This is a genomic window from Clostridium sp. TF06-15AC (assembly GCF_003481165.1).
GTDB classification, from domain to species: Bacteria; Bacillota; Clostridia; order Lachnospirales; family Lachnospiraceae; genus Otoolea; species Otoolea fessa.
Map to the genome: position 1 here is coordinate 98,774 of NZ_QUKS01000008.1, position 24,233 is coordinate 123,006.

Consider the following 24,233-nt stretch of genomic DNA (forward strand, 5'->3'; position numbering starts at 1 on the left):
AAGGAGGAGACGAAGATGGATATGAATTCAATCATTATTGCAGCTGTCGTAATCGCGGCAGTCGGCATCATCGTCGGTGTAGGCCTTGGTCTGTTCGGCGCAAAGTTTAAAGTAGAAGTGGATGAAAAAGAGGCAGCTGTCCGTGAAGAGCTTCCGGGCAACAACTGTGGTGGTTGTGGTTATCCGGGTTGTGATGGTCTTGCTAAGGCTATCGCAGAAGGGAAAGCTCCGGTCAATGCCTGCCCGGTCGGCGGTGCTCCGGTTGGAGAGAAGATTGCCGCTATCATGGGTGTAGAGGCTGGTTCCTCTGAGAAGAAGGTAGCTTTCGTTAAATGTAAAGGTACCTGCGACAAGACAAAAGTACAGTACGAGTACCATGGTATCGAGGACTGTGCGAAGGCATCCGTTGTACCGGGTGGCGGTGCAAAGGCATGTTCTTACGGCTGTACCGGCTTCGGTACCTGTGTGAAGGCATGTAAATTCGATGCAATCCACGTGGTAGACGGCGTAGCGGTTGTAGACAAAGAGAAGTGTGTAGCCTGCGGTGCCTGCGTGGCAGCCTGCCCGAAACACCTGATCGACCTGGTACCGTACAAGGCAAAACATCTGGTACAGTGCAGCTCCCACGATCGTGGACCGGCTGTCAAGGCAGCCTGCCAGGTTGGCTGTATCGGCTGTACGCTGTGTACCAAGCAGTGTAAGTTTGATGCAATCCATATGGATAACAACGTAGCTGTTATCGATTATGAGAAGTGCGTAAACTGCGGAGCTTGTGCAGCGAAGTGCCCGGTTAAGGTTATTCAGTAAATAACGTAAAAGAATACGGAAATAAAAAGTCCGGTTGAACCGTTTGGAAAGATGGTTCAGCCGGATTTTTTTGGTTAAAAGATAAGGCGCTTTTCTAAAGCATCCGATGAAGGTGTTCTTTGAAATTTTTGATGTTATGCTATACGAAATTTAAAGGATTGCTTTTGCTAATGCAGTATGTATCACATTTAATAATGCCTGTGAGGTATACTGGCTGCCACTTTCAAAGGAGAGATTTTCAAGCGATTGCGTGCTCACGATCTGCTCCGAGAGATGCGAAGCGGAGGAGGAGAGCAGTGGGTACATAGTTTCGATGGAATCGCTTAAAGGACGGCAGGTAACAGAGGTGATCTGGGTGGAATCAACCGTGACTTCGACGTTGACTGCCTGGCTGCCGAGTGTCAGGGTAGAACTGTACATACCAGGCAGATAGGAAATGCCGACCGCAGCGGGAGCGGAGGCGCTCTGCGTCTTCCTGCCCGGTCGGAACATGATGAGAAGAAGGGCGATGAGAAGAAGCCCCAGTCCGATAAAGATAGCAGTATAAATAATCTCTTTCATGCGGAGTACGACAATTTTTGTTTTTGAGCTCATAAAAAATCCCCGGAATTCGTTTAATACAGTGTATGAGCGAATTTCGGGGAAAATGTTTTTAAATTATATAGAAGGGGTATTAAACATTAAAACGGAACAGCACAACATCGCCGTCCTTCACCACGTAGTCCTTGCCCTCCATGCGTACCAGCCCTTTTTCTCTGGCTGCATTGTAGGAACCGCAGTCTAAGAGATCCTGATAGTTGACTACCTCGGCTTTGATGAAACCGCGCTCAAAATCAGAGTGGATCTTTCCAGCTGCCTGCGGAGCTTTGGTGCCGACCTTGATGGTCCATGCGCGTGTCTCGGTTTCTCCGGCAGTCAGATAACTGATGAGACCAAGCAGACGGTAGCTGGCTGCGATCAGTTTTTCAAGACCGGATTCGGTCAGACCGAGATCTTCGAGGAACATCTTTTTCTCGTCCTCGTCCAGTTCTGCGATTTCCTGTTCAATCTGTGCACAGATAACAAATACCTCGCTGTCGTTCTCAGCTGCAAATTCGCGAACCTGTCTTACATATTCATTGGAAGCACCGTCATCTGCCAGATCATCCTCAGATACGTTGGCAGCGAAGATAACCGGTTTCCAGGTTAAGAGATCCAGCGTATTGATGAACGTGAGTTCATCCTCGTCCTCCGGCTCAAAGCTCTTAGCCAGATTGCCGTTTTCAAGGTGCGCATACAGTTTTTTCAGAGTTTCCAGCTCTTTTGCAAGGGATTTATTTCCCATGGCGCTCTTGGTTGTCTTGGCAATACGGCGTTCCAGAACTTCCATATCGGAGAAGATGAGCTCCAGGTTGATGGTTTCGATATCGCGGAGCGGATTGACGCTGCCGTCTACATGGATAACATTTGGATCCTCAAAGCAACGGACAACGTGTACGATCGCGTCTACCTCACGGATATTGGCAAGGAACTGGTTTCCAAGACCTTCGCCCTTGGAAGCGCCCTTTACCAGACCAGCGATATCAACGAACTCGATCACAGCCGGAGTGATTTTGGCAGAATTATAAAGAGCTGCTAACTGACCCAGACGCGGATCCGGAACCGGTACGACACCGACGTTCGGATCGATGGTACAGAACGGGTAATTGGCAGACTCAGCGCCAGCCTTGGTCAGAGAATTAAACAGTGTACTTTTGCCTACGTTTGGCAGACCTACGATACCTAATTTCATTTTATGATTTACCTATCCGAAAACCCTTTGCTTATCAGGATTTCCGCCTTTCTTTCGGTTTCTTATTGCGCCTTTTTACGCCCTTTTTGTAATGTTTCTTAATTTTAATGAAAGAAATCAATGCAACTATGTATTATAGCAGAAAGACAGCGCTTTTTCAATCTCAAAGGAGACATTTTGTGGCTATAGGAATGCAGAAATGGTTACTGTTCACAGGTAGGCACTTTTGGAACCGAAAGTGCCGTAAGAAAACGTGGTGGCAGCAGGAATTTGCCGTATTTAAATGCGAAGCCACGGCAAATTCCGTTACTGGGCACGTATGCGTGAACAGTAATCAGAAATGTGTAATGGTTGTCTATTTTCCTGTTTAAGAAGTAAGAAAGGATTTTTTAAGGGAGCTGCGGAGTGGTAGGATAGGGCTGAAATACATGATTTTGCAGTAGAAAGAAACTATAAAAATATAGGAATAATTAGAACAAATAAAAAAAAATAAAAAAAACAAAAAAATGCTTGCATTCGCGGAGCGCCTGTGCTATACTAAGCTTCGTCAGTGAGTGACTCACTCGACAGGCAAAAATAAAAAGCAGTAAGCGGGAGTGCTGGAATTGGCAGACAGGCAAGACTAAGGATCTTGTGGGTGTATGCTCGTGTGGGTTCAAGTCCCATCTCCCGCAGTAAGCAGAAGTGGCGGAATTGGCAGACGCGCACGGTTCAGGTCCGTGTGATGGCAACATCATGAGGGTTCAAGTCCCTTCTTCTGCATGACTGATAGCCCGGTACAGAGACGTGCCGGGTTTTTGCTATACTCTGATTCAATAAATTCAGGTATAAATTTGCGGAAAACAGGCTTGCAATTTAAATGAAATTGTGCTATACTACTCTTTGTCGGTGAGAAAATCATCGGACAGAGAAAATTGAAAAACAGTAAGCGGGAGTGCTGGAATTGGCAGACAGGCAAGACTAAGGATCTTGTGGGTGTATGCTCGTGTGGGTTCAAGTCCCATCTCCCGCAGTAAGCAGAAGTGGCGGAATTGGCAGACGCGCACGGTTCAGGTCCGTGTGATGGCAACATCATGAGGGTTCAAGTCCCTTCTTCTGCATGATCGATAGCCCGGTACAGAGATGTGCCGGGTTTTGTTTTGTTAAAAAAATAGATAGAATATGATGCTGGGATTTGCCATATAAGCATAAACTGTAAAATGAGTGAATTAGTGAATGGCAAGAGCCAGAAAAAAGAAAACCTTTTAAACTTATCTTTGGATGCGACAGAAGCGGAACGGGAAAAGTCCCCGGCACTTCAGATGGGATACGACCAGAATACGAAACGCTGGGAATTAATCATTCAATATAATGGAACTGTGGAAAAGCTGCAGGAACAGCTGCCGCAGGCGGAAATTTATCCACTTTCCGGCGGCTACGCGATTGTGCGGCTCCCTGAATCGCAGGTGGATGATCTGGCAGGATTATCACAGGTTGAGTATATAGAAAAGCCGAAGCGTCTTTATTTTGAGGTGAACCGGGCGATTCGGGATACCTGTATTGCGCCGGTGCAGAGCGGAAATCAAGTCTCTCAAAACGTGTATGGCAGAGATGCTGATTTAAGTGGTCGCGGCACATTGACTGCCATCATCGATTCCGGAATCGATTATTTCCATCCGGATTTTCGGAACACAGATGGAACGACGCGCATCGCCGCACTCTGGGATCAGGAGCAGAACCGGATTTATACGCGGGAGGAGCTCAACCGGGCATTGGAGGCGGGCAGCCGGGAACGCGCTTACGAGATCGTCCAGTCGCGGGATGTGAGCGGGCACGGGACGGCAGTTGCGGCGATTGCAGCCGGAAATGGCTGGGAGGGCGGCGGACACTACCGGGGAGTAGCCTGGGAGAGTGAACTTCTGGTCGTGAAGCTTGGAACGCCGCTTGCGGATTCATTTCCCAGGACAACAGAGCTGATGCGGGCGTTGGACTATGTGGTGGGAATCGCACAGGAATGGCGGATGCCGGTGGCGGTGAATCTGAGCTTTGGAAATACATACGGTTCGCATGACGGAACCAGCCTGCTGGAGACGTATCTAAATTCGATGGCAGAGCGGGGGCGGACTTCCATCATCGTGGGAACCGGAAATGAAGGATACAGCATGGGACACCGGGCGGGATTTCTGCAGATGGGACGTCCGGTGGAGATAGAGCTTGCAGTGGGGGAATATCAGACGGGCTTCGGTGTGCAGCTATGGAAATTGTATCAGGACCGGTTTTCAGTAGAAATTTTCAGCCCGGGCGACAGCAGCACCGGGGTGATCCGGGAATCATTGGGAGCACAGCGGCTTTCCTATGAGAGGGAAGAGATTCTTCTATATTATGGGATGCCGAGTCCATACAGTCAGGCGCAGGAGATTTATCTGGATTTGATTCCCAAAGGAAGCTACATTCAGGACGGGCTCTGGAAAATCCGTCTGATTCCAGAAGAAATACGGGATGGTCAGTATGATCTGTGGCTGCCAGCGGGCATGGCACTGAACAGGGAAACACGTTTTTTGACGGCATCGCCGGACACGACGCTGACAATCCCATCGACCGCCAGCCGGGCGATCTCGGTGGGGGCGTACGATGACGCCACGCAGGCGTATGCAGATTTTTCCGGTCGTGGATTTGCAAGATTGGGGCATCCGATCAAACCTGAGCTGGCGGCACCTGGTGTAAATATCATCACCGCCCGCGCAGGCGGCGGATATGAGGCGGTGACAGGAACTTCCTTTGCCGCTCCATTTGTGACCGGATCGGCGGCTCTGATGATGCAATGGGGGATTGTAAATGGGAACGATCCCTATCTGTATGGGGAGAAGCTGAAAGCATATCTCATCCGCGGGGCGCGGAGTCTGCCGGGGGAGGCGGTATATCCGAATGAGCGGGTGGGGTATGGGGCATTGTGTCTGGAGCGAAGTTTTCCGTTGTAAAAACAATAGGAAGTGCAAGGTGCACAAAAAACAACAAATGAAATTGTAAATTATATTTAAAGTGTTAATTGAATTTTCTGCTCAAAAGAGTATAATTTATATGGTATAAAATGCAATGAGTATGGCAATAAAAGAACGGGAATACAGAGAGTTACTGGATGGAGCAGGAAAACTGTTTGGATAGAAAATCCGCCTTTGTTATCCGACTGGATAGCAGAGGCGTTTTTTTATAAATAAACAAAGGAAAGAGGTTTAACTATGAGTGGAGTAATGATGATGATAATCGCCATCGTTGTTCTGGGAGGAGCATACCTCCTGTACGGGCGTTATCTCCAGAATAAGTGGGGCATCGATCCGAATGCCAAAACTCCGGCATATGAGATGGAGGACGGTGTCGATTATGTACCGGCTGATACAAACGTTGTGTTTGGTCATCAGTTCGCGTCGATCGCCGGTGCGGGTCCGATCAATGGTCCGATTCAGGCGGCAATTTTTGGCTGGCTTCCGGTCCTGCTTTGGATTTTAATCGGCGGCGTATTTTTCGGCGCCGTTCAGGATTTTGCATCCATGTATGCGTCTGTCAAAAATAAGGGACGTACAATCGGATACATCATCGAAGAGTACATTGGAAAATTAGGAAAGAAATTATTCCTTTTATTCTGCTGGCTGTTCTGTATTCTGGTTGTCGCAGCGTTTGCAGACGTTGTAGCGGGAACATTTAAGGGATTTACGGTTGATGAGGCGGGTGCTGTCACAAAGATAGCGGCAAATGGAGCCGTTGCAACTACTTCTATGTTATTTATCATCGAGGCAGTTGCACTTGGATATTTCCTCAAATATACCAAATTCAACAAATGGATCAACACAGCCGTCGCTATCTTATTACTGGTGGCAGCGATCGCGCTGGGACTGAATTTCCCGGTCTATGTCGATCTTGGAACCTGGCATATTATTATCTTTGTGTACATTCTGATTGCCAGTGTCGCTCCGGTATGGGCGCTGCTTCAGCCGCGTGATTATCTGAACAGCTATCTGCTGATCTTTATGATCGTCGGTGCAGTTATCGGTGTATTTGTGGCCAATCCGGCATGTAATTTGAAACCGTTTACAAGTTTTAATGTAAATGGACAGTATATGTTCCCGATTTTATTTGTAACGATTGCCTGTGGCGCAGTTTCCGGTTTCCATTCTCTGGTATCTTCCGGTACTGCATCTAAACAGATCAAAAATGAAAAGAACATGCTTCCAGTTTCGTTTGGCGCAATGCTGATGGAGAGTATGCTTGCTATCATCGCACTGATTGCAGTTGCTTCCTTTGCAGATGGCGAGGCAGCAGCACAGGGACTTACCACCCAGCCGCAGATTTTTGCAGGCGCGATCGCAAACTTTCTTTCCGTAGTTGGTCTGCCGCATTCGCTTGTATTTACATTAATCAACCTGGCGGTATCTGCATTTGCACTGACTTCCCTGGATTCGGTTGCCCGGGTAGGACGTCTGTCGTTCCAGGAATTTTTCATGGATTCGGACACAGACGAGGAAAATATGAGCCCGTTTGTAAAAGTAGTAACCAATAAATATTTTGCAACCATCATCACACTGGTACTCGCGTACCTGCTTACCAAGGTCGGCTATGCAGAGATCTGGCCGTTATTCGGTTCTGCAAACCAGCTGTTATCGGTACTTGCTCTTGTAGCTTGTGCAGTATTCTTAAAGAAAACCAAGCGTCAGGGCTGGATGCTCTGGGTGCCGATGCTGTTCATGATGGCAGTTACCTTTACTGCACTGAGCATGACCATCATAAAGCTCACAAACGCATTTATGACGACCGGTCTGGATCTGGGAAATACACTGCAGCTTGTATTTGCAGTGCTGCTGTTAATCCTGGGTGTATTAGTAGCAATTCAGGGTATCAAGAAACTGCTTGAAAAAGCGGATAAGTAAAAATAATAAGTGAAAATAAAATGTAGATGAGGTCCATCAGGGACAGCCGTTACGTTTTGTATGTATGATAATAAAGAGAGGATGTCTGTATTCAAAAGAACAGATGTCTTCTCTTTTTCATTCTAAGCCCCTTTGTTCAATAGATGGAAATAAGTAGTCATAATTCCCCTTCTTTCCACATAAAATAAAAAAAGAAAATAGAAAAAGATCAAAAATCCATGGAAAACCTCTGTCCCAAATTACAAAAATATGATATTATTATAAGATAATGGGCGAACTTTCGAATTTATTCCGTAAATTATTCTGAATAAAGGTGGGATCTGGATGAATATCAGAGAAACGATCGAAAAATGGGAACAGGAAACCCTGAGTCCGTATGCGTCGCTGAGTGCGAATACACGGGGACGGGAGCGGAAAGAACCGCTCTGCGACATCCGGCCAGAGTATCAGCGCGATCGCGACCGTATTCTGCACAGCAAATCGTTCCGGCGTCTGAAACAGAAAACGCAGGTTTTTCTGGCGCCGGAGGGCGACCATTACCGGACGCGCCTGACGCACACGCTGGAAGTATCGCAGATAGCGCGCACGATCGCGAAAGCGCTGCGGCTGAATGAGTCTCTGGCGGAGGCGATCGCGCTGGGGCACGATCTGGGACATACGCCGTTTGGTCATTCGGGGGAGGCGGTGCTCAACCGGCTCTGCAGCGAGGGGTTCGCGCATTATCAGCAGAGTGTCCGCATTGTGGAGGTGCTGGAGCAGAAGGGGCAGGGGCTGAACCTGACCTGGGAGGTTCGCAACGGGATCCTGAACCACCGGACGAGCGGTCATCCGGCGACGCTGGAAGGGAATGTTGTGCGGCTTTCAGATAAAATTGCCTACATAAACCATGATATAGATGATGCGATCTGGGGAAAGATCATGAAGGAAGAGGATTTGCCGCGGGAGTACACGGACATTCTGGGAAACAGTGTGCATGAGCGGCTGAATATCATGATCCACGACATCATCGAGCACAGCCAGGACAAGCCGGAGGTGGCGATGTCACCGGAACGCGAGGAGGCGATGCACGGGCTGCGCCGCTGGATGTTTGACCATGTCTACCATGACGGGATTGCGAAAGCGGAGGAAGGGCGCGCACAGCAGATGATCGAGATGCTGTATGGATATTATATGGCGCATCCGGAGGAACTTCCGGAAGAATCCCACCGGATTATGGAGATAAGAAATGAGACGAAAGAGCGCGCGGTATGCGATTATATCGCGGGTATGACAGATATTTACGCGATTGACCGGTTTAAGGAATTGTTTATTCCGAAAGCCTGGAGCGTATAAGGAGGAAGAAATGTATTATCCGGAAGAGGTAATCGAGGAAGTCAGAATGCGTAGCGACATTGTGGATGTGATTTCCGGATACGTGAAGCTGCAGAAGAAGGGAAGCAACCTGTTTGGACTCTGCCCGTTTCATCATGAGAAATCGCCATCCTTTTCTGTGTCGCCGTCCAAGCAGATGTACCACTGCTTTGGCTGCGGTGTCAGCGGCAATGTGATTACGTTTGTGATGGAATATGAAAATTATTCATTCCGCGAGGCGGTTGAGATGCTGGCGGACCGTTCGGGCGTGAAACTGCCGAAGATGGAATATTCTAAAGAGGCAAAGGCGAAGGCGGACCGCAAGGCGGCGCTTCTGGAGATCAATAAGCTGGCAGCCAATTATTTTTATTATCAGCTCAAGCAGCCGCAGGGAAAGATAGGATATGATTATCTGGTAAAGCGGAAGCTGACGGATGAGACGATCCGGCGGTTCGGACTGGGATTTTCCAATAAAATCAGCGACGATCTGTACCGGTATCTGAAAAGCAAGGGCTATGAGGACGAGCTTTTAAAGGATACGGGGCTGGTGACGATCGAGGAGCGCGGCGCCAGGGACAAGTTCTGGAACCGTGTTATGTTTCCGATCATGGATGTCAACAGCCGGGTGATCGGGTTTGGCGGACGTGTCCTTGGGGACGGGGAACCGAAATACTTAAACTCACCGGAGACGATGCTGTTTGACAAAAGCCGGAATCTATACGGACTTAATTACGCGCGTACTTCGAGAAAGAAATATATGATGCTCTGCGAGGGCTACATGGATGTGATTTCCATGCATCAGGCAGGTTATACGAACGCGGTCGCATCGCTGGGAACGGCGCTGACCGAGCAGCATGCGGCGCTTCTGAAGCGGTATACGGATCAGGTCATTCTGACCTACGACAGCGATGGCGCGGGCGTCAAAGCGGCGCTGCGGGCGATTCCAATCCTCAAGCGGGCAGGAATTTCAACCAAGGTATTGAATATGCGTCCGTATAAGGATCCAGATGAATTTATGAAAAACCTGGGAGCAGAGGAGTTTGAAAAGCGGATCGAGACGGCTAGAAACAGCTTTCTCTATGAGATCGATGTGCTGAAAGCCGGCTTTGATATGGAAGATCCGGAGCAGAAGACGGCATTTTACAATCAGACGGCGCGCAAGCTGCTTGAATTTGGCGAGGCGCTGGAGCGGGATAATTATATACAGGCGGTTTCGCGGGAATACTTTATCAATTATGAAGATCTGCGGCGGCTGGTCAACCAGCTCGGAAGCCGGTATGGCGTCGGGGAGACGGCAGCAGGCGGATATGCGGGTCGCTATGGTGATTCATATAGAACCGGAAATACGACTGGTGCGGTACAAAACAGGGAGGTAGGCGGAAGCGTCGGCAGTGCCGGGGCAGTGTCGGAAAACCGCGGTGCTGGAAATGCAGAGCTTCCGGGAAATGCGGGACCGGCGGTGAGACCGGTGGGCAGGAAGAAGGAGAAGGACGAGGGCATCCGCCGTTCAGAACGCCTGCTTCTTACATGGCTGATTGAAGAACCATCGCTGTATGCCCGGATCAAGGACATCATCGGACCGGAGGATTTTGTAAAACCACTTTATAAAGAAGCGGCAAAAGCTGTATTTGAGGGTCTGGAAGTTGGAAATGTCAATCCGGCGGCGATTTTGAACCGTTTTATCGACGACGAGGGCAATTATAAAGAAGTCGCGGCGCTTTTCAATGCAAGTCTGGAAGAATCCTTAAACAATGAGGAGCAGAAAAAGGCATTTGCGGAGACGGTGCGCCGGATCAAGAAGAACAGCCTCGACGATCAGATCCGGCGGGCGTCGGATTTGAATGAGCTGCAGCGGCTCATACGGGAACAGGCGGGATTGTCTTCGCTCGTAATTACGTTGGAGTGATTGCGGATTGGGAAAAATTGGGTTACTGTACACGGGTAGGCACTTTTGGAACCGAAAGTGCCGTAAGAAAACGTGGTGGCAGCAGGAATTTGCCGTATTGAAATGCGAAGCCACGGCAAATTCCGTTACTGGACACGTATGCGTGTTCAGTAACAAAATTGGAAATGGTCGGGCAGGTTCTGAGGATGGAAGGAAGGACGAACTATGGAAGAGAAAAAAGTTACATTTGAAGAAAAACTCACACAGCTTCTGGAATTGGCAAAAACAAAGAAAAATGTACTGGACAATAAAGAAATATTGAATTATTTCCATGGTGAGATACTGAGTCCGGAACAGCTCGATCAGATCTATGATTTTCTGGAAAATCATCATGTAGACGTTCTCCGGATGGATGACGATGAGGACATGGAGCCAGAACTTTTTGAAGACGGCGAGGAGGAGGAGCCGATCGACGTGGACAACCTGGATCTCAGCATCCCGGATGGCGTCAGCCTCGATGATCCAGTCCGGATGTATCTGAAAGAGATCGGAAAAGTGCCGCTGCTTTCTCCGGAAGAGGAGATTGAACTGGCGAAGCGGATGGAGCTGGGAGATGAAAATGCCAGAAAACGTCTGGCGGAGGCGAATCTGCGCCTGGTTGTCAGCATTGCGAAGCGCTATGTCGGCAGAGGCATGCAGTTCCTTGACCTGATTCAGGAAGGAAATCTGGGTCTTATCAAGGCGGTTGAAAAATATGATTATTCAAAAGGATTTAAGTTCAGCACCTATGCAACCTGGTGGATCCGTCAGGCAATCACGCGCGCGATCGCGGATCAGGCGCGGACGATCCGGATTCCGGTTCACATGGTGGAGACGATCAACCGTTTGATCCGGACTTCCAGACAGCTTTTACAGGAACTTGGACGGGAACCTACCCCGGAGGAGATCGCGGAAAAGATGGAGATGCCGGTTGAGCGTGTGCGGGAGATCATGAAGATTTCACAGGATCCGGTTTCCTTGGAGACACCGATTGGCGAGGAGGAAGACAGTCATCTGGGCGATTTCATTCAGGACGATCATGTGCAGGTTCCGGTCGATGCGGCAACCTATACATTGCTGCATGAACAGCTCATGGAAGTGCTCGATACGCTGACCGAGCGGGAGCAGAAGGTGCTGCGTCTGCGCTTTGGCCTGGACGACGGCAGACCGCGCACGCTCGAAGAGGTAGGACGGCAGTTCAATGTCACCCGCGAGCGGATCCGCCAGATCGAGGCGAAAGCGCTGCGGAAGCTGCGCCATCCGAGCCGGAGCAAAAAATTGAAGGATTATCTGGATGAATGATCTGGAAAGAAGAAATAAAAAGTAGAACACAGGAGAATAAATCATGCGGACAGAAGTAAAACTCTCGAAGCGTCTGGAACGGATCGCTTCTTTTGTACAGCCGGGCAGCCGGGTAGCAGATATCGGCACCGATCACGGTTATGTGCCGATCTGGCTGGTGCAGAAGGGCGTGTGCCCGTCGGCATTGGCGATGGATGTGCGGAAAGGCCCACTGGAGCGGGCGGAAGAACACGTGGAAGAGGTGGAGCTTTCCGGGAAAATTGAACTGCGCCTGTCAGACGGACTGGCAAAATTGAAGGCAGGCGAGGCAGACACAGTTGTGATCGCAGGAATGGGCGGAAAACTGACCTGCCGGATTCTGGAACAGGGACGCCATGTGTGGGAGAATTGGAGCGAGGGAAAAGAACGCCTGATTCTGTCGCCGCAGTCGGAGCAGGACGAAGTGCGTCATTTTCTGGAAGAACAGGGATTTTCGATTCTCCGGGAAGCGATGCTGACGGACGAGGGAAAATATTACATAGTGATAGAAGCGGCGCGAGGCACGATGCGGCCGGGGAGAGAGCAGGATTACCGTTTTGGAGCCGATTTGATCCGGAAGAAAGATCCGGTGCTGCTTGCGTATCTGGAGAAAGAAGAGAAGATGACGCGGCAGGTGCTGGCAGGGCTGACAGAAAATGATGCCCAGAACAAGAAGAAAACTTTAGAAGCCAGTGAAGCGGGAGAGGCGGCGATCAGCCGCCGTGGAGCGCGCATCAACGAACTGACCGCCTATCTGGCGCTGATAGAGGAGACGAGACATGAAATGCAGTGAGATTATCAAGATCCTGGAAACACTTTCGCCGCGCAGCATGGCATGTGACTGGGACAATCCGGGGCTTTTAGCGGGGCGCAGCGGGAAGGAAGTGAATACGATCTTTCTGGCGGTGGACGCCACAGATTCTGTGATTGAGCAGGCAGAGCAGGCGGGGGCGGATATGATTTTGACGCACCATCCGCTTATTTTCAAAGGAATCAAGCAGGTGTCCGATCAGAATTTCATCGGCAGAAGAGTCCTGCGGATGATTCAGGATGATATTTCCTACTATGCGATGCACACGAATTTCGACGCAGCGCCGGGCTGCATGGCAGATCTGGCGGCAAAGAAGCTGGGACTGACGGATTGTGAAGTTTTAGAGAAAATGGGAGAGACCGGAGACGGCACTTCCTACGGAATCGGATGCACTGGACGCTTCGAACAGCCGATGACGCTGCGGGCAGCTGCCGAGCAGGTCAAGGAGGCATTTGGCCTGCCGTATGCGGCAGTCTTCGGTGAGCTGGACGGTGAAGCAGTGATTCAGAAAGCGGCGGTCTGCCCGGGCGCGGGAGGAAGCACGATGGGAGAGGCACTGGCAGCCGGGACGCAGGTTTATATCACAGGAGATATCAGCCACCATGAAGGAATCGACGCGGTTGCACAGGGCATGGCGGTCATTGACGCCGGACATTATGGAATTGAACACATTTTTACAGAATTTATGGAGAAATATCTGATGAGGAAGCTGGGTGATGCCGTGAAGGTTGTGCGGGAGAAACCGGCGTTTCCAATCCAGATTGTTTAGGGAGGGGATTACATGCCGGAGGTACGGATTGGGAGTGAGATAAAAACATATCCGCAGGGAACCGCCTACGCGGAGATTGCGGAGGAGTATCAGAAGAATTACGAGAATGATATTCTTCTGGTCTCGGTAAATGGACGGCTGCGGGAGCTGCATAAAACACTGCAGAAGGACTGCCAGATGGAATTTATCACAGCGGCAGATACGGCTGGCTATCTGGCATATCAGAGAAGTGCCGTCTTTTTGATGATGAAAGCCTTTCAGGATGTGGCAGGCAGGGAAAATGTGAAAAATATCACGGTCTGCTTTTCTGTTGAAAATGGTCTGTATGTGGAGGTGGAAGGCGGGGTAACACTCAGCCAGGAGCTGTTAGACCGTGTGAAAGCGGAGATGAAGCGCCTGTCTGAGCAGGATCTGCCGCTGCAGAAACGGAGTGAAAATACGGATGAGGCGATGGATCATTTCCAGGAGCAGGGCATGTATGACAAGGCGCGTTTGTTCAATTACCGGCGGGCGTCGCGGGTCAATGTTTACCGGCTCGGCGATTATGACGACTATTTCTACGGATATATGGTCATGAGCACCCGGTATCTCAAATATTTTGATTTACAGATGTACGAGGAAGGATTTATCCTGCGTCTGCCGAACAAGAAGCAGCCGAAGGCGATTCAGCCGTTCCATCCGCAGAAAAAACTGTTTGATGTCCAGCAGGAGGCGGAAAAGCTCGGTCACAAGCTCGGTGTGTTTGACGTGGGAACACTCAACGATACGATCGCGCGGGGGCACATGAACGACCTGATCCTGATGCAGGAGGCGCTGCAGGAAAAGAAGATCGGAGATATTGCGGAGCAGATTTATGAGAGCGGACGCAAACTGATCATGATTGCAGGACCGTCCTCTTCGGGAAAAACGACCTTTTCACACCGTCTGTCGATTCAGCTCGGCGCGCTGGGAATGAAACCGCATCCGATCGCGGTGGACAATTATTTTGTCAACCGTGTGGACAGCCCGCGGGATGAAAATGGAAATTACGATTATGAGGCATTAAACTGCATCGATGTGAAACAGTTTAATGAAGATATGGAAGAACTTCTGGCGGGAAAACGCGTGGAACTGCCGGTTTACAACTTTGTCAAGGGCGAGCGCGAATATAAGGGCGATTTTTTGCAGCTTGGGGCGGAGGATATTCTGGTCATCGAGGGAATCCACTGCCTGAATGATGATTTGTCGTATTCACTGCCGCGTGATAAGAAATTTAAGATCTATATCAGTGCGCTGACACAGTTAAATATCGACGATCACAACCGAGTTCCGACGACGGACGGACGTCTGATCCGGCGGATGGTCCGCGATGCGAGAACGCGCGGTGCGTCGGCACAGGACACGATCCGGATGTGGGATTCCGTACGCCGGGGCGAGGAGCGGAATATTTTCCCGTATCAGGAAGAGGCGGATGCGATGTTCAACTCTGCGTTTTTATATGAGCTTTCGGTGCTCAAACAGTATGCGGAGCCGATCTTATATAGTGTTCCGCGTGATTCGGCGGAGTACAACGAGGCGAAGCGGCTGCTCAAATTTCTCGATTATTTTCTGGGTGTCAGCAGCGAACAGGTGCCGCACAATTCGATTGTGCGCGAATTTATCGGCGGAAGCTGTTTTAAAGTATGATTGACTGGACAAATGCCTGAAAATATGGTAGAGTTAGGATGTTTTGAGTAAGACAGATGGTCGCGGCTGCAGAACCGAAAGGCTGCAGGTGAGGAAAGTCCGGGCTTCACAGGGCAGGATGCCAGATAACGTCTGGTGGAGGCGACTCCAAGGACAGTGCAACAGAAATGTACCGCCTGGTTTACCGGGTAAGGGTGGAAGGGCAGTGTAAGAGACTACCGCCCGGCTGGTAACAGCCGGGGCACATGTAAACCCCATCCGAAGCAAGACCGAACAGAGAGCGCAAGGCGGCCCGTCTGCTCTCGGGTAGGTCGCTTGAGCCTGCTGGCGACAGCAGGACTAGATAGATGACCATTCAACGACATAACCCGGCTTACCGTTTTGCTCAAATCATTTAAGAGGGCTGTTGCCGAATGCAGATACCAAAGAGCATCTTTATCCGGCAGCGGCTCTTTTTTCTATATTGCATACAAAAGAAAAGGGGGAAATTTTATGTTAGAAGGATTTGCATCACTCGTTGGTGTGATCAGCAATGTTATGTACAGCTATCTGCTGATTATCATGCTGCTGGCGGTCGGACTGTATTTCACACTCCGAAGCCGTTTCGTACAGCTCCGTCTGCTTCCGGAATCAATCCGGGTAGTTGGAGAGAAGACGGACAGCAACTCCGTATCCGCATTTCAGGCGTTGATGGTATCGACGGCGAGCCGCGTCGGCACAGGCAATATCGTAGGTGTAGCCAATGCGATCGCGATCGGCGGTTACGGCGCGGTGTTCTGGATGTGGCTGATCGCGATTGTGGGCGGCGCATCGGCTTTTGTTGAGAGCACGCTGGCACAGATTTATAAGAAGCGCGACGCATCCGGCGGAAGCTACGGAGGTCCGTCTTATTATATCGAGGCGGCGCTGAAGAGCCGTGCGCTGGGCGTTGTCTTCGCGATTGCCCTGATTGCTACTTATGCTGGCGGTTTTAATATGCTGGCGTCCTTTAACCTGATTGACAGCATGTCGAATTACGGTTTTTACCATCAATTTATGATGGGGGACAGGAGCCTGGTTCCGATGATCGGCGGCGCCATTCTGGCGATTCTGGTCGGCATCTGTATCATAGGCGGCGGAAAACAGATTGTCCGCATTACCGGTGTGCTGGTTCCGTTTATGGGCGTTTTCTACATCTTGATGGCAGTTGCGGTCATGTTCTTAAACATCGGAAGACTACCGGAAGTGTTTGTCAATATCTTCTCCAATGCCTTTGATTTCAAGGCGATCTTCGGCGGATTCGCAGGTTCTGCCATGATGCAGGGAATCAAGAGAGGTCTGTATTCCAACGAGGCGGGTGTTGGTTCTGCACCGAACGCGGCGGCAGCAGCCAATGTCAGCCATCCGGTTAAGCAGGGACTGGTACAGATGCTTTCCGTCTTTATCGATACAATCCTCATCTGTACGGCAACAGCGATGATGTGCCTCTGCACCGGTATCGTTCCGTCCGAAGAGCTGAAAGGCGCTCCGTTCGTACAGGAATCTTTGGGAACGGTATTTGGCGTGATCGGACCGTATTTCATTACATTTGCACTTCTTTTGTTTGCATTTACGACACTGCTCGGCAACCTGTTCTACTGTGAGGGATGTCTCAACTACATCGCAGGCCGTACACTGAAAAACAAAGAAATGAACGTGTTCCGCCTGTTTGCGGTGGTAGTTGTCTTCATCGGCGCACAGCTCCAGTTCGGTCTGGTATGGGATCTCGCGGATGTCCTCATGGGTATCATGGCGATCATCAACCTGCCGGTTATCGTGATTCTGGGAAATACAGCGCTCAAATGTCTGGATGATTACCTGGTGCAGAAAAAGGAAGGCAAGAATCCGTGCTTCAAGGCTGAGAGTATCGGGCTGGAAGGTAAGACAGAGTTCTGGAATTAAGATGTTCAAGGGTAGGCACTTTTGGAATCTATAATCTGGAAAATAATAAAAAGCCATGAAATCGCTTATGATCTGTAAATCTACAGAAAAGTCGTTCATGGCTTTTTTGATATTCATTTGATATATTCAGGAGAATTTACAGCGAATACTTCTCATCACAGTACTGGCAGCGGTATACCTCTTTTTCCTCATCCGCGAGATAGAAGATATGCGGAAGCTCCTGCTCGATCGAGGTAATGCAGCGCGGGTTCTTGCAGTGGATGACATTTGTGATTTTTTTCGGCATCTTGACATCTTTTTTCTCTACGATTTTTCCATCCTTGATGATGTTGATCGTGATACGGTGATCGATGTAGCCGAGCACATCAACATTTACCAGATCAAGGCTGCCGTCGATCTTGATGATGTCCTTGCGTCCCATCTTGCTGCTGCGCGCATTTTTGATGATAGCCACCTGGCAGTCCAGCTTGTCCAGCCCCAGTTTAAAGTAAATATCCATACTGCGTCCTGCCTGGATGTGGTCCAGAACAAAACCTTCTTTTAATCCGCTGATATTTAACATGGTTTTTCCACCTCCAGTAAAGTCATGATCAGAGCCATACGGACGTATACGCCGTACTGAACCTGTTTGAAGTAAGCGGCACGCGGGTCGTTGTCCACCTCAACGGAAATCTCATTGACACGCGGAAGCGGATGGAGCACAAACATATCATCACGGGCAAGCTCCATCTTCTTTTTGTCGAGAATGTAGCAGTCCTTCATACGGATGTAATCTTCCTCGTTGAAGAAACGCTCTCTCTGGACACGTGTCATGTAGAGAATATCAAGCTCCGGCATCGCCTCATCCAGGTTTTCGACCTCTTTGTACTCGATTCCCTTTGCATTCAGTGTATCCTCAATGATATAATCCGGGACGCGCAGTTCCGGCGGGGAAATGAGGACGAAACGGATGCCTGTGTAGCGGGACAGCGCATTGATTAAGGAGTGAACCGTGCGTCCGAATTTCAAATCGCCGCACAGACCGACTGTTAAATTGTTCAGGCGTCCTTTTAAAGAACGGATCGTCATCAGATCGGTCAAGGTCTGCGTCGGATGCTGGTGACCGCCGTCGCCGGCATTGATAACCGGGATGGAAGAGTGCAGGGAAGCAACCATCGGTGCACCTTCCTTCGGGTGGCGCATCGCGCAGATATCTGCGAAGCAGGAGATAACGCGGATGGTATCTGCCACACTCTCGCCCTTGGAAGCAGAGCTTGAATCGGCAGAAGCAAAGCCAAGAACCCGTCCCCCTAAGTTCAGCATAGCAGCCTCAAAACTTAAGCGTGTACGGGTGCTTGGCTCATAAAACAGAGTCGCGATTTTCTTTCCGTCGCAGACGTGTGCATATTTGGCTGGATTGGCTTCGATATCGGAAGCGAGATCCAGAAGCTGGTCGATCTCCTCAACGGAAAAATCCAGTGGATTCAGCAAATGTCTCATTTGATTCTCCTTCTCTATTCGTATTAGCATATTTTTCCCAACTATTATAAAACATTTCCAGATGGATTGCTATAGCTTTTAATGATCTGTGATATAAAAAATATGAATAGGGGGGATAGAAAATATGGACAATGTGATGACGGCTGGAAGATTACCTGCGATGAAATAGGAAATAAAAATGACTTTCCAGGGCAAAATGGATTAGCGTAAGGAACGGTCAGACAGGGAGAAAAAGCTGGTAAGAAGTAACTGTTCACAGGTAGGAATTTTCTGAACTGAAAATTCCGTACGATACAGTTCTGGCAGCAGATTTTGCCGATTTGGAATGCGCAGCATCGGCAAAATCCCGTTGCTGGGCACACGTGTGTGAACAGTAACGGTAAGAAAAGCGTAAGGAACATTAAGAAAAATAAGGTAGGAGAATTGAAACAAATCCGGTATAATGTAGAAAGAAGAACTGGAATTGCAATGGTTGAAACTTGTATAAATCCAGGTTGTCAGGAATGGATTTCGATGGAATATTCAGGAGCATGAAATAAGTTAGAAAATGGAGAAGGCTGATGGAAGAGCGGAAAGTGCCGGGGAAGAATGAACTCCGGAAACGGGAACCTGTCATACAGGTAAAAAATCTATATAAAGTCTACCGCGTCGGCGAGACGAAAGTATACGCGCTGAACGGCGTTGATTTTACGATGTACCGTGGCGAATTCTGTGCGATTGTAGGTACCTCCGGTTCGGGTAAATCTACCTTATTGAATATGCTGGCGGGGCTGGAGAAGCCGACGAAGGGCGAGATTGTCATAGCTGGACAGCACATAGAAAAATTAAACGAGAACCAGCTGGTGGCATTCCGCCGGGAGCGGGTCGGATTTATCTTCCAGTCATATAACCTGCTCGGTACGATGAATGCGGTTGAAAATGTAGCGCTTCCGCTGTCCTTCCGCGGTGTGCCGCGCGGCAGGCGCCGGGAGATGGCGGAAAAATATCTGAAAATGGTCGGACTGGAAAAAGTCGGCGATCATATGCCGAACCAGATGTCCGGCGGGCAGCAGCAGCGTGTCGGCATTGCACGGGCGCTGGTGGTACATCCAGAGATCATTTTTGCAGACGAGCCGACTGGAAATCTGGATTCGCACACGACGATGGATGTGCTGAAACTGATGCAGCGGATCGTCCGGGAACAGAACCAGACGCTGGTTATGGTCACGCATGATAACCATCTGGCGGCGTATGCGGACCGGATCTTCCATATTATCGATGGGAAGATTGTGAAGATAGAGGAGAATCGGCAAATGGGCAAGGAAGATGGAAAAATAGAGGAAATTTAAGAGAGCGAAAGACGGAGCAGATATGAAATAGACAGATAAAAATAGAGTGTTGGCTGTGTCAGGAATTTAGGAGGCTAAAACACAGGAATGCTGACGATAGAATGAGAAATTGATAAAAGCAGCATTTAATGTGAGCGGATATGGAGGTATGAAAAATGAGAGGTATGAGAAAGTGGAAGAGATGGGCGGTGTTTTTGCTGCTTTTTGTGGTGCTGGCGGTGGGAGGAAGCCGGACAGCGCAGGCGGAAATGCTGAACATGACGGATTTTCAGGACAATAATGGAACGATCACGGTCACGAAAGTTCCGCGCGGCAAGGCGGGCAATAAGATTTCGATCAAAATGACGATTCATAATACAGCAGAAAAAGGCGACAACAGCTTCAAGACAATCCGTCTTGCGAATGCGTATGAATATGAGCGATTCATGACAGATTCCTTTGGTGAATCAGATGACGAAGGTGACAGCGGAGATCTGTACTGGTATGACAAATCCTTTCCGTTTGAGGCGGATTCCAACACGTTTAAAAATAAGGCGATCGACATTAAGCCGGGTTCCTCCAAGAGTGTGACTCTGACGTATAAACTGCGCCGGGATCTGTCAGCTGGATATTATCAGGCTTTTTTCTTTATTGATGATAGTTTAAAAGTCGGCGTCAATCTGTGGGTATCCGCCTACGATGGTTCCTCTACCGAGGAAGACGACAACACGAAGCTGGACTACGATTTTTCCATCGGCGATAACCAGCAGACACCGTATGCGGGGTACAATCAGGTCATGGATTTTGGCGTGAACCTGACCAATACGGGACTTAAAAAGGTTTACGATGTCCGCGTGGATATGCAGCTTGACGCAGATATTACGAAATTCCCGTTTGATATCAATGAGGGCAACTATAACCGTAAAATGGGGGATATGGAATCAGGGCAGATGGTGACGGTTCCGTACAGCATGATGGTGCGTGAGGACGTAAAATCGGGCTTTTTCCCGATTCACTATCTGGTTACATACCGCGAAGAAGAGGGCGGCGAGTTTTCGGAGCCGGTGGACAAGGTGTTTTACGTGCGCGTCAAGGGAAAAGATGACGATGAGCTATCGGCGGATGCGGGCGAGCAGGATCGAACCAAGGCGCGTATCATCGTGGACAGCTTCGAGACGATCCCGGCAGAGATCTATGCCGGACAGCCGTTTGAACTGCGTGTGCGGATGAAGAATGCGTCTTCGGATGTGGCAGCTTCCAATATTATGTTTACATTTGCTTCGGAAGAAGTTGAAAATACGCCGATCTTTACATCCGAGAGCGGTTCCACCTCCGTAGTTGTCAATAACATGGCGCCGGGGGCGACGGCGGATCTCTCGATGGTGTTCAAGGCGGCGCCGACGGCGGAGCAGAAATCATACCGCATGACGATTCAGGAGCAGTACGACAGCCCGGAATTTAAAAATGCCAAGGAAGAAGTCAAAATTGCCCTCCCGGTAAAACAGGAGCCGCGGCTGAACACCAGCACGATTGATGTGATGCCGGATGCGATCGAGGTTGGTTCTGAGACGAATGTCATGTTTGGCATCAACAACACCGGAAAAGTAATTCTTTACAATGTTATGGCGCGTTTTGAGGCAGATTCTATCCAACCATCTGACGCTTACGTGGGAAATATCAAGCCGGGCGAAACCGGCAATGTCGATACGATGCTGACCGCGATTGCGCCGACAACCGATGATGGAAAAGTGAAGATTATCATTTCCTATGAGGATGAAAATGGAGTCGTTTCAGAGACCGAAAAAGAAATGCTTCTGAACGTGAGTGAGGCGTTTTCCGATGACGGGATGGACGGCATGGATGGAATGGACAACGGCATGGATGCAGATGCCGATGCGGCGCAAGCGGGCGGCGCTGGGCGGATCGCTCCGATGCTTGTGATCGCTGCGCTGGTGGGCGCAGGTGTCGGTGTAGTTGTCTGGAAGAGGAAAAAGAAGAAAATAGCAGGAGAAAAGGCGCTTGAAGACGAATTAGAAGAGGAACTGGACAATGAGCTGGGCGAGCCGGAAATGACGACAGCAGATGTATCGGAAGACGAAACAAAGGACGTTGAAAAAGAACAAAACGATCATCTGAAAAGAAAGAAAAAATAGAAAGGACCGGTGAAAATGAGATTCAGTGATCTGCTGACGATGAGCGTCAACAACCTGTTTCGCAGAAAGCTCCGTACCTTTCTGACGGTTCTGGGAGTCGTGATTGGTACGGCATCGATCGTTGTCATGGTTTCCATCGGAATAGGACTGAAAGAATTTACCATCAAACAGTATTCTTCCTATGGAAGCCTGACCGCGATTCAGGTGTATAATTATGACAATGGAAATTCCAGCGATAAGAAAAATCCAGAGGACAGCTTTATGACGGATGAGACGATGAAGACATTTGAGAAGATTCCGCATGTGACAAGTGCTTATCCGGATCTGAACCTGAATGTGATTATGCGTCAGGGTGTCTACGAGGGAAATGTGCAGCTGCATGGGATCCCCTTGGGAGCAATGAAGAATATCAAGCTGGGGGAAGGAAGTCTGCCGACTGCCGAAACGAAGGATATGGAGATGGTGGTCGGAAACATGGTCGCGCAGAATTTCAGCAATGCTAAGACGGGAAAAGGCTATTGGGACACCGGAGAGATGCCGGATATCGATTTTATCAATAAGCCGATGTTCACGATCTTTGACACGGATGCCTACTATCAGTCTAAGGGTAATTCCGGCGGTGATGACGGCAGCCAGAAGGTGGCGGCTCCGAAGAAATATATGCTGAAAACCGCCGGTCTGGTCGCAGGCGGACCGGATGAGTGGAGTGATTATAGCTACGGCGTCTACGTTGATCTGGATAAGCTCAAGACACAGCTAAAACAGGTGTTCAAGAAAAAGCCGATTCCGGGTCAGCCGACCAATAAAAAAGGAAAACCGTACAATTATTTTGTATATGAGGAAGCAACGGTCAATGTGGACGATATGGATCATGTAATAGAGGTTCAGAAAGCCATCAGCAACATGGGCTATGAGGCAAACAGCCAGATGGAATGGTTGGAACAGTCCAAACAGCAGTCCAACATGATCCAAGCAGCCCTCGGCGGCATCGGCGCCGTTTCCCTGCTGGTAGCTGCGATCGGCATTGCCAACACGATGATGATGTCCATCTATGAGCGGACGAAAGAGATTGGCGTGCTGAAAGTGCTGGGATGTTCCCTTGCAACCATCCGAAATATGTTTCTGATTGAGGCAGGTTTTATCGGTTTCATGGGAGGACTCATCGGACTGGCGCTGAGTTTTATGGTTTCCGTGCTGATTAACCAGTTTCTGGCAGCGACTTTTTTATATGGAATGGATGGAAAACTGTCCGTGATCCCGATCTGGCTGGCAGTTCCATCGGTAGGATTTGCCATCATCATCGGCATGGCAGCCGGATTCTTCCCGGCGATGCGCGCAATGAAGCTGAGTCCGTTGGCGGCGATACGGAATGAGTGATACGTTTGCTTATGCGATAAAATAGGCAGATGCCAGTTTTCCTCCTTGCAAATCCCCCCAACTTGTTATATACTTAAATATACTATGTTATTATAGTAATGAAAGAACGAAAAAAGGAAGGAATTACCGATGACACTGTTAGAAAATTGGCGCAATCTGGCATATGGTGACGGGCTGGATGATAAAAAGAAAGAGGAACTCTGGTCTGGATATTTTACGATTGAGAAAGGCATTTACGAGCAGATTCTTGCAAATCCGACTGAGGTTGTAGAAGGTACCGTTAAGGAACTGGCTGAGAAGTATGATACCGAAGTTATGATCATGACCGGTTTCCTGGATGGAATCAATGAGAGCTTAAAGGGCTATGAGAATCCGATCGAGACCATGGATGAGGATACCAAGGTTAAGATTGAGATCGACCCGGAGAAGTTATATTACAACATGGTAGAGGCAAAGGCTACCTGGCTGTATGAGCTTCCGCAGTGGGATGCAATCCTGACTGAGGAGAGAAGAACAGAGCTGTACCGCGAGCAGAAGGCATCTGGCACAGTCCGCAATACACATAAGATTTACCCGAACGATCCGTGTCCATGCGGAAGCGGTAAGAAATATAAGAAGTGCTGCGGAAAGAATAAATAATAGATTTATGAATCAGAAGCACATCCGGAACACAGAGTGAACC

At 49.3% G+C, this 24,233-nt stretch carries 18 protein-coding genes, 4 tRNA genes and 1 other RNA gene; 19 read left to right on the plus strand and 4 right to left on the minus strand.

All coding sequences use genetic code 11. The annotated features are described in order from the left end of the window. Positions 1 to 15 precede the first annotated feature (15 nt). Positions 16 to 807, plus strand: coding sequence for an RnfABCDGE type electron transport complex subunit B (locus DXC57_RS14095; protein ID WP_022359780.1), 792 nt, complete (start codon positions 16 to 18; stop codon positions 805 to 807). A 150-nt stretch (positions 808 to 957) separates the two neighbouring features. Here the strand turns inward: DXC57_RS14095 and DXC57_RS14100 are convergent, their stop codons facing one another. Together DXC57_RS14100 and ychF are read right to left on the minus strand one after the other, a co-directional pair. Beyond that, positions 958 to 1,401: a hypothetical protein gene (locus tag DXC57_RS14100; RefSeq protein WP_118522417.1), complete on the minus strand. Its 444-nt coding sequence runs from the start codon at positions 1,399 to 1,401 to the stop codon at positions 958 to 960. A 79-nt stretch (positions 1,402 to 1,480) separates the two neighbouring features. Continuing rightward, a complete protein-coding gene (gene ychF / locus DXC57_RS14105) occupies positions 1,481 to 2,578 on the minus strand; it encodes a redox-regulated ATPase YchF (protein WP_118653196.1) in 1,098 nt (365 codons plus the stop codon). A 590-nt stretch (positions 2,579 to 3,168) separates the two neighbouring features. On the opposite strand from ychF, the gene DXC57_RS14110 reads away from it, so the two are divergent. The 14 genes from DXC57_RS14110 to DXC57_RS14175 all read left to right on the plus strand — a co-directional run bounded on the left by DXC57_RS14110 (position 3,169) and on the right by DXC57_RS14175 (position 17,235). Beyond that, positions 3,169 to 3,252 (plus strand) — tRNA-Leu (locus DXC57_RS14110). A 4-nt stretch (positions 3,253 to 3,256) separates the two neighbouring features. Then, positions 3,257 to 3,340, plus strand: a tRNA-Leu gene (locus DXC57_RS14115). 166 nt (positions 3,341 to 3,506) lie between these two features. Further along, positions 3,507 to 3,590, plus strand: a tRNA-Leu gene (locus DXC57_RS14120). A gap of 4 nt (positions 3,591 to 3,594) precedes the next feature. Then, positions 3,595 to 3,678: transfer RNA gene (locus tag DXC57_RS14125), tRNA-Leu, on the plus strand. 99 nt (positions 3,679 to 3,777) lie between these two features. Next, positions 3,778 to 5,535, plus strand: a complete 1,758-nt coding sequence (locus DXC57_RS14130) for a S8 family peptidase (protein WP_118653198.1) — start codon at positions 3,778 to 3,780, stop codon at positions 5,533 to 5,535. 258 nt (positions 5,536 to 5,793) lie between these two features. Further along, the gene (locus DXC57_RS14135; protein WP_022359691.1) at positions 5,794 to 7,476 is read left to right on the plus strand and encodes a carbon starvation protein A; all 1,683 of its coding nucleotides are present in this window, start codon (positions 5,794 to 5,796) and stop codon (positions 7,474 to 7,476) included. A gap of 324 nt (positions 7,477 to 7,800) precedes the next feature. Next, entirely contained in the window at positions 7,801 to 8,808 is a 1,008-nt protein-coding gene (locus tag DXC57_RS14140) for a deoxyguanosinetriphosphate triphosphohydrolase (RefSeq protein WP_118653200.1), read from the plus strand. 10 nt (positions 8,809 to 8,818) lie between these two features. Then, on the plus strand, positions 8,819 to 10,732 hold the full coding sequence (gene dnaG / locus DXC57_RS14145; protein ID WP_118653202.1) for a DNA primase: 1,914 nt from the start codon (positions 8,819 to 8,821) through the stop codon (positions 10,730 to 10,732). 204 nt (positions 10,733 to 10,936) lie between these two features. Next, positions 10,937 to 12,052 (plus strand): RNA polymerase sigma factor RpoD, encoded by a 1,116-nt coding sequence (gene rpoD / locus DXC57_RS14150; protein WP_022359694.1) that lies wholly within the window; start codon positions 10,937 to 10,939, stop codon positions 12,050 to 12,052. Positions 12,053 to 12,095: 43 nt separating this feature from the next. Continuing rightward, entirely contained in the window at positions 12,096 to 12,863 is a 768-nt protein-coding gene (locus DXC57_RS14155; protein ID WP_118653204.1) for a class I SAM-dependent methyltransferase, read from the plus strand. Further along, complete coding sequence (locus tag DXC57_RS14160; protein ID WP_118653206.1) at positions 12,850 to 13,650, plus strand: Nif3-like dinuclear metal center hexameric protein; 801 nt, start codon at positions 12,850 to 12,852, stop codon at positions 13,648 to 13,650. Before DXC57_RS14155 ends, DXC57_RS14160 begins: the two co-directional genes overlap by 14 nt. A 12-nt stretch (positions 13,651 to 13,662) precedes the next feature. After that, positions 13,663 to 15,315, plus strand: coding sequence for a nucleoside kinase (locus DXC57_RS14165; RefSeq protein ID WP_118653208.1), 1,653 nt, complete (start codon positions 13,663 to 13,665; stop codon positions 15,313 to 15,315). Positions 15,316 to 15,359: 44 nt separating this feature from the next. Next, an RNA gene (gene rnpB, locus DXC57_RS14170) (RNase P RNA component class A) lies at positions 15,360 to 15,707 on the plus strand. Between the two features lie 100 nt (positions 15,708 to 15,807). Next, complete coding sequence (locus tag DXC57_RS14175) at positions 15,808 to 17,235, plus strand: alanine/glycine:cation symporter family protein (protein WP_118523582.1); 1,428 nt, start codon at positions 15,808 to 15,810, stop codon at positions 17,233 to 17,235. A gap of 136 nt (positions 17,236 to 17,371) precedes the next feature. Here DXC57_RS14175 and DXC57_RS14180 read toward each other — a convergent pair whose 3' ends face one another. Both DXC57_RS14180 and pyrB read right to left on the minus strand, forming a co-directional pair. After that, positions 17,372 to 17,797: an aspartate carbamoyltransferase regulatory subunit gene (locus DXC57_RS14180; RefSeq protein ID WP_022359701.1), complete on the minus strand. Its 426-nt coding sequence runs from the start codon at positions 17,795 to 17,797 to the stop codon at positions 17,372 to 17,374. Then, the gene (gene pyrB / locus DXC57_RS14185) at positions 17,791 to 18,714 is read right to left on the minus strand and encodes an aspartate carbamoyltransferase (RefSeq protein WP_107001544.1); all 924 of its coding nucleotides are present in this window, start codon (positions 18,712 to 18,714) and stop codon (positions 17,791 to 17,793) included. Before pyrB ends, DXC57_RS14180 begins: the two co-directional genes overlap by 7 nt. Before the next feature lie 560 nt (positions 18,715 to 19,274). On the opposite strand from pyrB, the gene DXC57_RS14190 reads away from it, so the two are divergent. The 4 genes from DXC57_RS14190 to DXC57_RS14205 all read left to right on the plus strand — a co-directional run bounded on the left by DXC57_RS14190 (position 19,275) and on the right by DXC57_RS14205 (position 24,190). Further along, positions 19,275 to 20,042 (plus strand): ABC transporter ATP-binding protein, encoded by a 768-nt coding sequence (locus tag DXC57_RS14190; protein ID WP_118653210.1) that lies wholly within the window; start codon positions 19,275 to 19,277, stop codon positions 20,040 to 20,042. 155 nt (positions 20,043 to 20,197) lie between these two features. Further along, positions 20,198 to 22,174 carry a CARDB domain-containing protein gene (locus DXC57_RS14195; RefSeq protein WP_243101489.1) on the plus strand — a complete coding sequence of 659 codons (1,977 nt, stop codon included), beginning with the start codon at positions 20,198 to 20,200 and terminating at the stop codon, positions 22,172 to 22,174. 15 nt (positions 22,175 to 22,189) lie between these two features. After that, a complete protein-coding gene (locus DXC57_RS14200) occupies positions 22,190 to 23,551 on the plus strand; it encodes an ABC transporter permease (protein ID WP_118653212.1) in 1,362 nt (453 codons plus the stop codon). A 129-nt stretch (positions 23,552 to 23,680) separates the two neighbouring features. Then, positions 23,681 to 24,190, plus strand: a complete 510-nt coding sequence (locus DXC57_RS14205; protein ID WP_022359524.1) for an SEC-C metal-binding domain-containing protein — start codon at positions 23,681 to 23,683, stop codon at positions 24,188 to 24,190. Positions 24,191 to 24,233: the final 43 nt, after the last annotated feature.

What these genes read in the sequence shown, in the direction of transcription:
- DXC57_RS14095 (WP_022359780.1), top strand. Translation starts at nt 16, where the DNA reads ATGGATATGAATTCAATCATTATTGCAGCTGTCGTAATCGCGGCAGTC.
- DXC57_RS14100 (WP_118522417.1), bottom strand. Translation starts at nt 1,401, where the DNA reads ATGAGCTCAAAAACAAAAATTGTCGTACTCCGCATGAAAGAGATTATT.
- ychF (WP_118653196.1), bottom strand. Translation starts at nt 2,578, where the DNA reads ATGAAATTAGGTATCGTAGGTCTGCCAAACGTAGGCAAAAGTACACTG.
- DXC57_RS14130 (WP_118653198.1), top strand. Translation starts at nt 3,778, where the DNA reads ATGAGTGAATTAGTGAATGGCAAGAGCCAGAAAAAAGAAAACCTTTTA.
- DXC57_RS14135 (WP_022359691.1), top strand. Translation starts at nt 5,794, where the DNA reads ATGAGTGGAGTAATGATGATGATAATCGCCATCGTTGTTCTGGGAGGA.
- DXC57_RS14140 (WP_118653200.1), top strand. Translation starts at nt 7,801, where the DNA reads ATGAATATCAGAGAAACGATCGAAAAATGGGAACAGGAAACCCTGAGT.
- dnaG (WP_118653202.1), top strand. Translation starts at nt 8,819, where the DNA reads ATGTATTATCCGGAAGAGGTAATCGAGGAAGTCAGAATGCGTAGCGAC.
- rpoD (WP_022359694.1), top strand. Translation starts at nt 10,937, where the DNA reads ATGGAAGAGAAAAAAGTTACATTTGAAGAAAAACTCACACAGCTTCTG.
- DXC57_RS14155 (WP_118653204.1), top strand. Translation starts at nt 12,096, where the DNA reads ATGCGGACAGAAGTAAAACTCTCGAAGCGTCTGGAACGGATCGCTTCT.
- DXC57_RS14160 (WP_118653206.1), top strand. Translation starts at nt 12,850, where the DNA reads ATGAAATGCAGTGAGATTATCAAGATCCTGGAAACACTTTCGCCGCGC.
- DXC57_RS14165 (WP_118653208.1), top strand. Translation starts at nt 13,663, where the DNA reads ATGCCGGAGGTACGGATTGGGAGTGAGATAAAAACATATCCGCAGGGA.
- DXC57_RS14175 (WP_118523582.1), top strand. Translation starts at nt 15,808, where the DNA reads ATGTTAGAAGGATTTGCATCACTCGTTGGTGTGATCAGCAATGTTATG.
- DXC57_RS14180 (WP_022359701.1), bottom strand. Translation starts at nt 17,797, where the DNA reads ATGTTAAATATCAGCGGATTAAAAGAAGGTTTTGTTCTGGACCACATC.
- pyrB (WP_107001544.1), bottom strand. Translation starts at nt 18,714, where the DNA reads ATGAGACATTTGCTGAATCCACTGGATTTTTCCGTTGAGGAGATCGAC.
- DXC57_RS14190 (WP_118653210.1), top strand. Translation starts at nt 19,275, where the DNA reads ATGGAAGAGCGGAAAGTGCCGGGGAAGAATGAACTCCGGAAACGGGAA.
- DXC57_RS14195 (WP_243101489.1), top strand. Translation starts at nt 20,198, where the DNA reads ATGAGAGGTATGAGAAAGTGGAAGAGATGGGCGGTGTTTTTGCTGCTT.
- DXC57_RS14200 (WP_118653212.1), top strand. Translation starts at nt 22,190, where the DNA reads ATGAGATTCAGTGATCTGCTGACGATGAGCGTCAACAACCTGTTTCGC.
- DXC57_RS14205 (WP_022359524.1), top strand. Translation starts at nt 23,681, where the DNA reads ATGACACTGTTAGAAAATTGGCGCAATCTGGCATATGGTGACGGGCTG.